The sequence below is a fragment of the Plantibacter sp. Leaf314 genome (assembly GCF_001423185.1).
Taxonomy (GTDB): domain Bacteria; phylum Actinomycetota; class Actinomycetes; order Actinomycetales; family Microbacteriaceae; genus Plantibacter.
Window position 1 is genome coordinate 1 of sequence record NZ_LMOB01000002.1, and the last position, 12495, is coordinate 12495.

Here is a 12495-nt window from a genome sequence, read left to right on the forward strand (position 1 = left end):
ACGAGGTTTTTGGCATTTGACATTGTGCACGCTGTTGAGTTCTCAAGGATCGGATGCTCCTGCCTTTGGCCATCACGACCGCCCTGCAGGGCAACTTCTCTAACTTACCACTTCTTCGATTGTTGTCAAGTCGAGCGAGAGTCGATCTCGTTGAGCCGAAGCCCACCGGATCCTCACCGTCTCGATGACCCGAGATCTGGGAAGTTCCAACCTAGTCTTGAAGCGAGACAATCTCAAGTGTGAGTCTTGCTCACGACGAGACGCTCAGCTTTTGGCTGGGTGTCGGTCCCACTTGAGGCCGGGAAGCTCTTCCGCTTCCCGCACCTTTGGGGTGACGAGTGATTACTCTACGCAGACCGCCAGGTCGTGGCAAATCGCCATTGCATCCCGGGCGTGTCGCCCGAATCCATGGGGATCACCGCTTGCCATCGTCTCCGATGCCCCTCACCGCAGGGGTGTCCGAACCGGCAGCGGTGACCGAAGCGACGGCCAGCGGGCTCCCACCCAGGGCGGTGAACGTGTACTCGTCACCGGCGGACGCCACCGACCAGCTCCGCTCACCCGTGATCGCATCGATCCCGACGAGCCCGCCGTCCAACGTGAGGAGGAGCGTCCGCTCGCCGTATCCGACGAGGCTGCCCTCAGCGTCCTGTTCCTCGTAGCGGACCTCCCCGTTGCCGGCATCGACGCCGGTGTACCCGCCGTCACCGTCGCTGAGCATGATCGTGTCGCCGACGGTGTACGCGCCGTCCCACGTGCTCATGAGTCCACTGCGCCATTCGACCTCGCCGGATCCGGGGTCGAGACGACGCACCCGCTCCCCCGACTGGTCGGCCACGACCAGGAGACCGGTCGCATCGAGGACCACCGGCAACGCCCCGGCCGCCTTCCACCGCTCGGCGCCGGTGCGGTCGTCAACCCCACGGATGGTCGTGTCGTTGCCGGAGTAGTCGATCGCGACGAGATCACCACCGACCTGCTGGTAGTACCAGGAGTCGTCACCCTCCCAGGCGATCGGCGAGCCGTCGGTGAGCGAGTAGACCGCTCCGTCGTAGAAGAGCTTGTCGCCGGCGGTGGTCGCCCGCTCGCCGGCGTCGCCCTCGATCTCCCAGATCGGCTCGGTCAGATCCGTCGACCGGTACCGACCGACCGTTCCCCTGCCGTCCGTGGTGGTCGACGAGATCAGCAGGTCCCCCTCGAGCCCCGGGACGAAGGCGGCCGGTGCGGCGAAGTCCGCGAAGCCGATCCCCTCGACACTCGAATGCTCCTGCGACGTGGAGACCACGTGTCCGTCGCGGCGACTCACCGCGACCATGAGGTCGCCCTGGTTGAGCACGATGGCGGCAGCATCGGGAGGCGAGACGACCACCGGGGCGTCGAACCGGTCGAACTCCGGGGAGAGCTCGGTCACACGGCGGTCCCAGAGCGTGTGCCCGTTGGCGGTGTTCACGAGGGAGATCACCGTCTCACCGGGGGCGTCGTCGAGGCTCGTCTGATCCAGCGGCCGGTCGGTCGACCACACCAGGAGCGCCGTGCTCGGACTCGCCGTGTACCCGTTCACGTACAGCTCGTCCCCCGCGGGCACCTCGTCGTCGAGCGGGTGGGCGAGATCCCAGGTCCCGACGGTCGGCTTCGTCGGGAGGTCGCGCAGTAACGCCAGCCCTTCGACGCGGTGCGGGACGGACGCGACCACGATGAGCACGACGACCACGATCGCGGCGACCACGGCTGCGGCGATCCCACCGAGCAGGAACCATCGACGCCGCGAGGGGACCCGTTTGGCCGAAGCCGGCAACGAGTCGGGATGCCAGACGACGCGGGGGCCGGTGGTGCCCACCTCCACCGTCTCCCCCGTCGCGGTCGCAGGGAGCGTGTCCCGCGCCGTCGCCGCAGGCAGCTCGGCGGCTGAGGACGAGACCTCCGGGGACGTGGGCGGTGCAGACGTCGCGGGCGCGGGTGCGGGTGCGGGTGCCTCAGACGAGTCCGTCTCCGGGGAGGGCACCCCGCCGGGAGTGACAGCGGCGGTCCCGTCCTGGTCGACCGCACCGGTCGACGGCGTCGGCTCGTCCGTCGACGCCGTCCCGGACGTCGGCGCGATCTCGGTTTCGGTCTCGGCCTGCGTCCCGAGATCGCCCGCCGTCTCAGCGTCCGTGTCGGCCCCGCTCGCCGAGAGCTCTTCCGATCGCACGGGCAGCATGCTGCCACAGCTCGGGCACACGCCGTCGCGACGATCGACGATCTCGGTCCCGCACGCCTCGCAGAGCTGCACTCGGAGCATCCCTCTCAGATTCGACGACGATCGCGACGCCGTGGTCGGCGGATCAGGCGGACGCGTCGTCCAGGAAGACCCCGGCGAGCGTCCGCTTACCGCGACGGATCACGGCCACCCCACCGGGGAGGAACCGACCCGCAAGCGTGGCGTCGACATCGTCGATCTTCCGGTTGTTCACAGAGACGCCCCCCTGGGTGACCGCGCGCCTGGCCTCGCCGAGGCTCGAGCAGAGTTCCGTGTCGACCAGTGCCTGGATGACCAGGGTGTCCTCGCCGGTGGCGCGGTTCGGGAGCTCTGCGACGGCGGAGCGGAGCGTGTCCACGTCCAGTGCCTCGAGCTCGCCCTGCCCGAACAGCGCGGCGGACGCGGCGATGGCGGCGTCCGTGGCCGTCGTCCCGTGGACGAGCGCGGTGACGGCGTAGGCGAGCGTCTTCTGCGCCTCACGCCTGAACGGTTCGGCCTCGGTCGCGGCCGCCAATCGCTCGATCTCGGACCGGTCGAGGAAAGTGAAGACCTTCAAGCGGGCGACGACGTCCGCATCGTCGGTGTTCACCCAGAACTGGTAGAACGCGTACGGACTCGTCATGCTCGGGTCGAGCCAGACCGCGTTGCCCTCGCTCTTGCCGAACTTCGTGCCGTCGGAGTTCGTGATGAGCGGGGTCCCGATCGCGTGGACGTTCGCCCGCTCCACCCGGTGGATGAGGTCGGTGCCGCTCGTGAGGTTGCCCCACTGGTCGCTTCCGCCGGTCTGCAGCACGCACCCGTACTCGCGGTAGAGCTCGAGGTAGTCCATGCCCTGGAGGATCTGGTAGCTGAACTCGGTGTAGCTGATGCCCGCCTCGGAGTTGAGCCGCGCACTCACGGCGTCCTTCTTGATCATCGTGCCGACGCGGTAGTGCTTCCCGATCTCACGCAGGAAGTCGATCGCGGACAACGGCGCCGTCCAGTCGAGGTTGTTGACCATACGAGCGGCGTTGTCGCCCTCGAAACTCAGGAAGCGTTCGATCTGGGCGCGCAACGACTGCACCCATTCGGCGACCGTGTCCGGGGTGTTCAAGGTGCGTTCGGCGGTGGGCCGAGGATCGCCGATGAGCCCCGTCGACCCGCCGACGAGTCCGAGCGGCCGGTGACCGGCCAGCTGGAGGCGACGCATGACGAGGAGCTGGACGAGGTTGCCGAGGTGCAGGCTCGCCGCGGTGGGGTCGAACCCGCAGTAGTAGGTGATGGGGTCTCCCGCGAGCAGAGCCTTCAGCTCCTGCTGGTCGGTCGACACGTGGACGAGCCCGCGCCACACGAGTTCGTCCCAGATGTCCTCGAAGGCTGGATCGTTGCGCTGTTCAGGGAGAGCGAGGTTCGACACGCGTGCAAGGCTATCAGCGCCGGGTCGACCGCCCGATCGATCGAGGGCGGCGCTGTACCAGGACCCGCTCGTCGACTTGCGGTATTTCCTCTCAGTCGTGCGAGTTGTTGAAATTCCTGCATGGAGGGTCTACGGTGAGCGTGAACCGACTGACGGGAGGAATGCCGTGTTCGTCCTCACCGTCGACCAGATCGCCAGCCGGACCGGCCCGGACCGCGCCGGAACCGTCATCGACGCCGTCAACGAGCGGTTCCGGGACCGTCTCCTCCTCCCCGCGGAACGGACGGCGGGCGACGAGTTCCAGCTCGCCACCGAGGACGCCGAGCTGGCGCTCACGATCGCCCTCGACCTGCTGCGTGACCGGGGATGGAGCGTGGGCGTCGGTCAAGGAGACGTCCGCCGACCGCTTCCCGAGTCGACCCGCGCGGCCACCGGGCAGGCCTTCTACGCCGCGAGGGACGCCGTCACCCGCGCCAAGCGCGCGCCCTTCCGATTCGCGCTGGACGCCGCCGACCGGGAACGAGGCGCCGACCTCGAAGCACTCATCGTCCTCCTGTTGCACCTCCGGGACCGCCGCACCGCCGGCGGCTGGGAGGTGGCCGACCTCCTCGCCTCGGGTGCGACGCAGACGGAGGCGGCGGAACGGCTCGGGATCACGGAGAGTTCCGTGAGCCGCCGAGTGGCCGCGGCCGGCATCCGGGCCGAAGCCGCGGCGACCACCGCGCTCGTCCGACTCCTGGTCGAGCTCGACCAGCACTCGGACACCCCCCATTCCGTCGATCGAAAGGACGAGCGATGAACCTCTTCGTGCTCACCCCGCTCATCTGGCCGACCATCGTCGGCCTCCTCGGGAGCGCCCTGCTCTTCCTCCTGCTCGGGCGGCTGCTCGCCGCGCGGCTGGCGAACCGGCTCATGGTCGCCCTCGCCGTCCTGATGGCGACCGGCGCGCTCGCGACGGCCCTCGTCCCCGCCACCCCGCCGAGCGGCCCGGCCCTCCTGCTCCTCGGCACCTTCGTCCTCGCCGTGGCGGTCGCGGGCGGCGGGCCGGTCGCGTCGTTGGTGCTCTCGCTCGCGACGAAGGGCACCGTGGCACCCGGTGTCCACGGCGGCATCCTCGTGGGAGAACGGCACACGGGCGAGTCGCAGGTCGTCGGCCGTCCGATCGAAGTCCTCCGCGGCGGGATGGCCATCGGCGTCCTCGAACGGCTCGCCCTCGTGGCCGCCCTGTTCTCCGGCTATCCGGAGGCGATCGCCGTCATCGTTGCGGTCAAGGGCGTCGGCCGTTTCAGCGAGCTGGACTCGGCCGAGGCACGCGAACGGTTCATCATCGGCTCGCTGGCCAGCCTCCTCTGGGCGGCAGGCGTGGCGTCGATCCTCGTCATCGCTCGGGGCTGAGCCGCTCGTCAGTCGGCGGCCCGGGGCGACCGACGATAGGGCGAGACGGTCGCCTCCCCGGGAAGGACGAACCGCCACGGATACGCCGCGCCACCGCCGACCCCGCTGACACCGGTCCTCGGCCCGCTCACCGGATCCGACACCCGCTGCGGCAAGGCGAGGTCGAACGGCGGAGCGGCGAGGTCGTCGCCGGACTGGGCGAGCGTCACGCCGAGGGCGACCGTCAGCCGTGCCGGCCCTCGGGCGAGGTCACGGGCGGACACGCGCTCGCCTCGACGCCGTCGGGCGAGCTCCTCGCCTCCGACGACCTCTCCGGCTCGCAGCAGCACCGCCGACGCGGTTCCGACCGGCGAGCACACCACGTTGATGCACACGTGCATGCCGTAGCTGAAGTACGCGTACAGGTGGCCTGGCGCACCGAACATCGGACCCGTCCGAGGTGTGGGTCCGCGATGGGCGTGCGAGCCGGGATCCTCACCGACGCCGAGATAGGCCTCGACCTCGGTCAGCCTGACCGACACGGTGCCCTCCGGCGTCGTGTGGGACAGCACCGCGCCGAGCAGCGCCGGCGCGACCTCCAAGGCCGACGCCGAGGTCAACGCGTGCAACGCACCGGCCGCCGTCATGAGACCCGGCGCCGCCTACAGTGTGAGGGCCTGCGACAACGCGCCGACCCGGCCGACGAGCGTGACGAGCTGGTCCTGCACCCGTTCCGGCGCCGTGCCACCAGCACCGAGTCGGCTGCCGATCGAGCCGTCCACCGTCAGGACGCTCCGGACCTCAGGAGTGAGGTGCTCGGACACGCCGGCGAGCGCGGCGTCGTCGGGTTCGTGCAAGGCCAAGCCCCGCTCCTCACAGTATTTGACGAGGGCCCCGCTGATCTCGTGCGCGTCCCGGAAGGCGACCCCCTGCTTCACCAGCCACTCGGCCACGTCCGTCGCGAGCGAGAAGCCCTCAGGCGCGAGCTCGCGCAGACGCGCCGTGTCGAACCGCAGTGTCGCGACCATCCCGGTGAACGCCGGGAGCAGGACCTCCAACTGGTTCACGGAGTCGAAGACCGGCTCTTTGTCCTCCTGCAGGTCGCGGTTGTACGCGAGCGGCAGTGCCTTGAGCGTCGCCAGCAGCCCCGTCAGATTGCCGATCAGCCGGCCGGACTTCCCTCGGGCGAGTTCGGCGATGTCGGGGTTCTTCTTCTGCGGCATGATGCTCGAGCCGGTCGAATAGGCGTCGTCGAGGGTCACGAAGCCGAACTCGCGGGTGTTCCACACGATGATCTCTTCGGCGAACCGCGACAGGTTGATCCCGATCAGCGAGGTGATGAACGCGAACTCGGCGACGACGTCGCGACTCGCCGTCGCGTCGATCGAGTTCTCGGTGGGGCGATCGAGGCCCAGCTCCCGAGCGACGAGCACGGGGTCGAGGCCGAGCGAACTCCCGGCGAGTGCTCCGGATCCGTAGGGTGACGCACTCGCTCGGGCCAGCCAGTCACGGAGCCGTTCCAGGTCCCTGGTCAGCGGCCAGGCGTGCGCGAGCAACTGGTGCGCGAGCAGCACCGGCTGGGCGTGCTGCAGGTGTGTCCGGCCGGGCATCGCCGCGCCGGGGTGTGCCTCCGCCTGGGAGACGATCGCATCGATCAGGTGGACGACCTCGCGGGCGATCGCCCGGCCGTGATCGATCAGGTAGAGCCGGACGAGCGTGGCGATCTGGTCGTTGCGGCTGCGGCCGGCGCGCAGCTTCCCGCCGAGTTCCTTCCCCGCCCGCTCGACGAGGCCACGTTCCAGCGCGGAGTGCACGTCCTCGTCGCTCTCCGCGGCGACGAAGACGCCCTCGGCGACATCCGCGTCCAGTCGGTCGAGCGCGGCGAGCATGTCGCGGAGTTCGGCGTCGTCCAGGTAGCCCGCCGCGGCCAGCGCCTTCGCGTGGGCGCGGGAGCCGGCGATGTCGTAGGCGGCGAGGACCCAGTCGAACTGCGTCGACTTGCTCAACCTCGCGAGCTCCGGCGACGGTCCGCTCGCGAACCGTCCTCCCCAGAGGGCTCCCGATTCGCCTGCACGGTTCTGCTGTTCTGCCACGATGGGCCTCCTGTACTGCTCGCGTCCGAAGCGCTCCGGACGGGTCGATGTGGCTGAAGCGGTGGTGGGTCAGGCCACGGAACCGGTGTGCTGCTGTTCCAGCAGCCAGACGAGCAGGGCCTTCTGCGCGTGGAGGCGGTTCTCCGCCTCGTCCCAGATGATGCTCTGCTCGCCGTCGATCACCTCGGCCTCGACCTCGAAGCCGCGATCGGCCGGCAGACAGTGCATGAACACGGCGTCGGCGGCGGCGAGCCCCATGAGTCTCCGGTCGACCCGGTAGCCGCCGAAGATCGCCACACGCTGTGCCTTCTCGTCCTCTTTGCCCATCGACACCCAGGTGTCGGTGATCATGACGTCGGCGCCCGCTGCGGCCTCGTCCGGGTCGGTCGTCACGAGGATCGACCCGCCCGTCGTCTCGGCGATGCGTTCCGCGTCCGCGACGACATCCGGCGACGGAGCGAACTCCGCGGGCGCCGCGACCCGCACGTGCATGCCGGCGGTCGCGCCGGCGAGCAGGTAGGAGTGCGCCATGTTGCTCGCGCCGTCTCCGAAGAACGACATCGTCAGCCCCGCCAGACCGCCTTTGTGCTCACGGATGGTGAGGAGGTCGGCGAGCAGCTGGCACGGGTGGAAGTCGTCGGACAGGGCATTGACCACGGGCACGGTCGTTCCAGCGGAGATCTCCTCCAAGCCGGACTGCGCGTAGGTGCGCCAGACGATCGCCGCGACCTGGCGTTCCAGCACCCGAGCGGTGTCCGCCGCCGTCTCCTTGCCGCCGAGCTGGCTGTTCGCCGTCGAGATGATGAGCGGGGACCCACCCAGGTCGGCGATGCCGACGGCGAAGGACACCCGCGTGCGCGTGGAGGACTTGTCGAAGATGACCGCGACGGTCTGCGGGCCGGCCAACGGCTGACGGGACCAGCGGTCCCGCTTGAGCTCGGTGGCGAGATCGAGGATCTGGGCCTGCTCGGCCGGGCTGAGGTCGTCGTCGCGGAGGAAGTGACGGGTCATGACTGAGAGTCCTGTTCGTGAGGGTCGGTGGCCGGTCAGGCCTGGACGGCGTCGAGCGCGGCGCGGAAACGCGTGGTGAACTCGTCGATCTCGGCGTCGCCGATGATCAGCGGGGGTGCGATGCGGATGCTCGTCGCGTTCGGTGCGTTGATGATGAGGCCTCGCTCGAACGCCGCGGCGGACAGCTCCGCCGCCACGGGTGCGCTGAGGCCGATGCCGATGAGGAGGCCGTGTCCGCGGACCTCCTCGATCAGGGGTGATCCGATGGCCGTGATCACCGCCCGGAGCTGCTCGCCGCGGACGGCCGCGTTCTCGACGAGACCGGCACGCTCGATCTCCTCGAGCACCGCGTTGGCCGTCGCCGTGGCGAGCGGGTTGCCGCCGAAGGTGCTGCCGTGTTGGCCGGGTCCGAACAGCTCGGACGCCGCACCGAAGGTCACCAGCGCGCCGATCGGCATACCACCACCGATGCCCTTCGCGACGGTGATCGCATCCGGGATGATGCCGGCGCGCTGGAAGGCGAACCACTCCCCCGTGCGGCCGGCGCCGGTCTGGATTTCGTCGATGATCAGCAGCACCCCGTGCGCCTCGGTGAGCGCGCGGGCTCGGGTGAGGTAACCGTCCGGGAGGTCGATGACGCCGGCCTCGCCCTTGATCGGCTCGACGATCAGCGCGGCCACCCGATCATCGAGTTCCGCTTCCAGCGCCTCGATCGTCGTCGGGATGTGTTCGACTCCCCCGGGAAGCGGGTGGAACGCCTCCTGCAGGGCAGGCTTGCCCGTCAACGCGAGCGCGCCGAAGGTACGCCCGTGGAAGGAGTTCTCCAGGGTCAGCACCCGAGTCCGGGAACCGTCGCCGACATTCAGGCGCGCGAGCTTGAACGCCGCCTCGTTCGCCTCGGCACCCGAGTTCGCGAAGTACACCCGACCGCCGTCGTCGGCACCCGCCAGCCGCTTCAACCGGGCGGCGAGCTCGAGTTGCGGCGGAGTCGAGAAGTAGTTCGAGACGTGCGCGAGCGTGCTCGCCTGCCGGGTGACGGCGCCGACGAAGGCCGGGTGCGCGTGTCCGAGCGCGTTGACCGCGATCCCGGCGAGGAAGTCGAGGTAGCGGTTGCCCTCGGCATCCCAGACGTGACAGCCCTCGCCTCGGGTCAACATCGCGATCGGCGTGTTGAACGTACGCATCATGTCCCGTTCGACGCGGGACTTCCAGTCGCTCATGAGTCCTCCGGGACGACCTCGGTGCCGGAGCCGTTCTGGGTGAACACCTCGAGCAGGATGGAGTGCGGCACGCGGCCGTCGATGATGGCCGCCTTCGCGACGCCACCGTCGACGGCGTCGAGGCAGGCGGTCATCTTGGGGATCATGCCGGATTCGAGGCTCGGAAGCATCTGCCGCAGCTCCGTGGTCGTGATCCGCGAGACGAGCGAGTCACGGTCGGGCCAGTCGCTGTACAGACCGGCCACATCGGTCAGGATGACGAGCTTCGCCGCGCCGAGTGACACGGCGAGCGCAGCGGCGGCGGCGTCCGCGTTGACGTTGAGCGTCTGTCCGGGGTGGTCGAGGTCTGGAGCGATCGAGGACACCACCGGGATGTTGCCCGCGTCCAGGTAGGCCTGCACGGACGAGGGTTCGACGGTCACGACGTCGCCGACGAGGCCGATGTCGACGGGCTCCCCGTCGACGACGACGGAACGACGGCGTCCGCCGAACAGGCCGGCGTCCTCACCGGAGAGGCCGGCCGCGAGTGGACCGTGCTCGTTGATACGGCCGACGAGCTCAGGGTTGACCTGGCCGGTGAGCACCATCCGGACGACGTCCATGGCCTCCGGCGTGGTGACCCGGTATCCGCCGCGGAACTCACTGTGGATGTCGAGGCGTTCCAGCATGGCGGAGATCTGGGGTCCTCCACCGTGGACGACGACGGGCTTGAGCCCCGCATAGCGCAGGTAGACCATGTCCTCGGCGAAGGCCTGGGCGAGTTCGTCGCTCACCATGGCGTTGCCGCCGAACTTCACGACGATCGTCTGGTCGCGGAAGGCCTTCAGCCAGGGCAGGGATTCGATGAGGGTGGCCGCCTTGATGGCAGCCTCCTCGGGCGAGTTGTCTCGGTACTCCGTCATCGTCAACTCGCGTACGCGCTGTTCTCGTGCACGTAGTCGTGCGTGAGGTCGTTCGTCCAGATGGTCGCGCCCGCCTCGCCGGCGTGGAGGTCGATGAGGACGTGCACGGCACGGGGAGCGAGGTCGACGAGTTCACGCGGCTGATCGGGCTCTCCCGCCGTACACACCTGGACACCGTTCATCGCCACGTCGATCCCGTAGGGGTCGAATGCGGCGCCCGTGGTCCCGACGGCCGCGAGCACGCGACCCCAGTTCGGATCGTTGCCGAAGACGGCGGCCTTGAACAGGTTGCTGCGCGAGACGGCACGAGCGACCTCGACGGCGTCGTCCTCTGAGGACGCCCCGACGACCTCGATGGCGACGTCGTGGGCCGCGCCCTCGGCGTCGGCCTGCAGCTGGAGGGTGAGATCGCGGCAGACCTCGGTGAGTGCCGCGATGAAGTCGGGCAGGTCCGGGGTCGCTCCGCTCGCCCCGGAGGCGAGCAATGAGACGGTGTCGTTGGTGGACATGCAGCCGTCGGAGTCGAGACGGTCGAAGGTGACCCGCGTCGCGCTCCGGAGGGCGCGGTCGAGTTCCGCCGGCTCGAGGACCGCGTCGGTCGTGATGACGACGAGCATGGTGGCCAGCCCTGGCGCGAGCATGCCGGCTCCCTTGGCCATCCCGCCGATGGTCCACCCGTCGGCCGATCGATGCGTCGCCTGCTTCGGCTTCGTGTCGGTCGTCATGATCGCGGTCGCGGCATCGAGGCCGGCCGCCTCACCGGCGCCACCCTCCATCGTGATCGCCCGGGTCGCATCCCAGACGCCGGCGGTCAGCTTGTCGAGGTCGAGCTGCTCGCCGATCAGTCCCGTGGAGCAGACGAGGACGTCGCCCGCGGAGACCTCGAGGCGCTCCGCGACCGACTCCGCCGTCGCATGCGTGGTCTGGAACCCGCGCGACCCCGTGTAGCAGTTCGCGCCACCGGAGTTCAGGACGATGGCCGAGACGATGCCGTCCTCCATGACCTGCTCGCTCCAGAGGACGGGGTTCGCTTTGCACCGGTTGCTCGTGAACACCGTCGCCGCATGCTGCAGCGGTCCGACGTTCTGGACGATGGCGAGGTCGAGCCCGCCCGAGGTCTTCAGGCCGCAAGCGACCCCCGCCGCCACGAATCCTGCTGCTGCTGTCACACTCACGGTGCCACTCCGTTCACACTGAGGCCGGTCGACTCGGGGAGTCCGAGTGCGAGGTTCGCCGATTGGATCGCCGCTCCGGCGGTCCCCTTCACCAGGTTGTCGACGGCGGTCACGACGACCACGCGTCCGACGGCCTCGTCGACCGCCAGCCCGATGAGCGCGGTATTAGCACCGAGCACGTCCGCCGTCCGCGGGAAGGCCCCCTCCGGCAGGACCTGCACGAAGGGTTCGCCCTCGTAGGCCGACTCCCACGCGGCGCGCACCTGTGCGGCCGTGGTGCCCGGGACGATCCGCGCCGTCGAGGTCGCCAGGATGCCCCGCGACATCGGCACGATGACCGGGGTGAAGGAGATGGTCGCCACGTCCGCTCCCGCCGCTCGCAGACTCTGCGTGATCTCGGGGATGTGGCGGTGGGTTCCGCCGATCGCGTACGGGTTCGCGGAGCCGAGCACCTCGCTCGCCAGCAGGTTGAGCTTCAGGCTCTTGCCGGCGCCGGACGGGCCGACCGCGAGCACGGACACGAGGTCGAGCGGCTCGATGACGCCGGCGGCGATGCCCGGCGCGAGCGACAGGGCGACCGTGCTCGCGTTGCACCCGGGGGCGGCGATCCGCTTGGCGCCGACGAGTGCGTCGCGGCCCCGGCCGGTGGTGGTCTGCAGTTCGGGCACGCCGTACGCCCAGGCACCGAAGTAGTCGCCGCCGTAGAACGCGTCCCAGTCGCCCTCATCGACGAGCCGGTGGTCGGCTCCGCAGTCGACGACCAGCGTCTCGGGCGGGAGCGAGGCGGTGACCTCCCCCGACTTGCCGTGCGGCAGGGCCAGGAAGACGACGTCGTGCCCGGCCAGGACCTCGGGCGTCGTCGCCTCGAGGACCAGATGCCGGAGCGATCGGAGGTGTGGCTGGTGGTCGATGAGTGGTTGACCGGCGTTCGCGTGCGCGGTCACCGTCGTGACCTCGAAGTCGGGATGGTCGGCGAGCAGCCGAAGCAGCTCGCCTCCTGCGTAACCGGATGCGCCGGCGACGGCGACAGAGAAGGACATGGCTCTACCTTATTGAGTGGACGCTCGGGTGGCGGAGGCGGCGACTCC

11 protein-coding genes are annotated in these 12495 nt (G+C 69.6%); 2 read left to right on the forward strand and 9 right to left on the reverse strand.

Annotation, left to right across the window (positions count from 1 at the left end; genetic code table 11):
* Window positions 1-415: 415 nt before the first annotated feature.
* Window positions 416-2188: a PQQ-binding-like beta-propeller repeat protein gene (locus tag ASF68_RS13265; protein WP_162239363.1), complete on the reverse strand. Its 1773-nt coding sequence runs from the start codon at window positions 2186-2188 to the stop codon at window positions 416-418.
* A gap of 133 nt (window positions 2189-2321) precedes the next feature.
* A complete protein-coding gene (gene tyrS / locus ASF68_RS13270; protein WP_056012013.1) occupies window positions 2322-3632 on the reverse strand; it encodes a tyrosine--tRNA ligase in 1311 nt (436 codons plus the stop codon).
* 166 nt (window positions 3633-3798) lie between these two features.
* On the opposite strand from tyrS, the gene ASF68_RS13275 reads away from it, so the two are divergent.
* Both ASF68_RS13275 and ASF68_RS13280 read left to right on the forward strand, forming a co-directional pair.
* Window positions 3799-4431 (forward strand): hypothetical protein, encoded by a 633-nt coding sequence (locus tag ASF68_RS13275; protein ID WP_056012015.1) that lies wholly within the window; start codon window positions 3799-3801, stop codon window positions 4429-4431.
* Window positions 4428-5027, forward strand: a complete 600-nt coding sequence (locus ASF68_RS13280; RefSeq protein ID WP_056012018.1) for a hypothetical protein — start codon at window positions 4428-4430, stop codon at window positions 5025-5027. Before ASF68_RS13275 ends, ASF68_RS13280 begins: the two co-directional genes overlap by 4 nt.
* 8 nt (window positions 5028-5035) lie before the next feature.
* Here ASF68_RS13280 and ASF68_RS13285 read toward each other — a convergent pair whose 3' ends face one another.
* From ASF68_RS13285 to argC, 7 genes are all read right to left on the reverse strand, one after another.
* Entirely contained in the window at window positions 5036-5653 is a 618-nt protein-coding gene (locus ASF68_RS13285; RefSeq protein ID WP_056012021.1) for a DNA-3-methyladenine glycosylase, read from the reverse strand.
* 15 nt (window positions 5654-5668) lie between these two features.
* Window positions 5669-7099 (reverse strand): argininosuccinate lyase, encoded by a 1431-nt coding sequence (argH, locus tag ASF68_RS13290; protein WP_056012023.1) that lies wholly within the window; start codon window positions 7097-7099, stop codon window positions 5669-5671.
* 69 nt (window positions 7100-7168) lie between these two features.
* The gene (gene argF / locus ASF68_RS13295; protein ID WP_056012026.1) at window positions 7169-8110 is read right to left on the reverse strand and encodes an ornithine carbamoyltransferase; all 942 of its coding nucleotides are present in this window, start codon (window positions 8108-8110) and stop codon (window positions 7169-7171) included.
* 35 nt (window positions 8111-8145) lie between these two features.
* A complete protein-coding gene (locus ASF68_RS13300; RefSeq protein ID WP_056012029.1) occupies window positions 8146-9330 on the reverse strand; it encodes an acetylornithine transaminase in 1185 nt (394 codons plus the stop codon).
* Window positions 9327-10232 carry an acetylglutamate kinase gene (gene argB, locus ASF68_RS13305; protein ID WP_056012032.1) on the reverse strand — a complete coding sequence of 302 codons (906 nt, stop codon included), beginning with the start codon at window positions 10230-10232 and terminating at the stop codon, window positions 9327-9329. The genes ASF68_RS13300 and argB overlap by 4 nt, the downstream gene beginning before the upstream one ends.
* A gap of 2 nt (window positions 10233-10234) precedes the next feature.
* On the reverse strand, window positions 10235-11407 hold the full coding sequence (argJ, locus tag ASF68_RS13310) for a bifunctional glutamate N-acetyltransferase/amino-acid acetyltransferase ArgJ (protein WP_056012035.1): 1173 nt from the start codon (window positions 11405-11407) through the stop codon (window positions 10235-10237).
* Window positions 11404-12447: an N-acetyl-gamma-glutamyl-phosphate reductase gene (gene argC, locus ASF68_RS13315; RefSeq protein ID WP_056012038.1), complete on the reverse strand. Its 1044-nt coding sequence runs from the start codon at window positions 12445-12447 to the stop codon at window positions 11404-11406. The genes argJ and argC overlap by 4 nt, the downstream gene beginning before the upstream one ends.
* Between the last annotated feature and the right edge of the window lie 48 nt (window positions 12448-12495).

Excerpts from the sequence above, each read along its gene's own strand:
- ASF68_RS13280 (WP_056012018.1), top strand. The coding sequence starts at position 4,428 with ATGAACCTCTTCGTGCTCACCCCGCTCATCTGGCCGACCATCGTCGGC.
- ASF68_RS13285 (WP_056012021.1), bottom strand. The coding sequence starts at position 5,653 with ATGACGGCGGCCGGTGCGTTGCACGCGTTGACCTCGGCGTCGGCCTTG.
- argF (WP_056012026.1), bottom strand. The coding sequence starts at position 8,110 with ATGACCCGTCACTTCCTCCGCGACGACGACCTCAGCCCGGCCGAGCAG.
- ASF68_RS13300 (WP_056012029.1), bottom strand. The coding sequence starts at position 9,330 with ATGAGCGACTGGAAGTCCCGCGTCGAACGGGACATGATGCGTACGTTC.
- argB (WP_056012032.1), bottom strand. The coding sequence starts at position 10,232 with ATGACGGAGTACCGAGACAACTCGCCCGAGGAGGCTGCCATCAAGGCG.
- argC (WP_056012038.1), bottom strand. The coding sequence starts at position 12,447 with ATGTCCTTCTCTGTCGCCGTCGCCGGCGCATCCGGTTACGCAGGAGGC.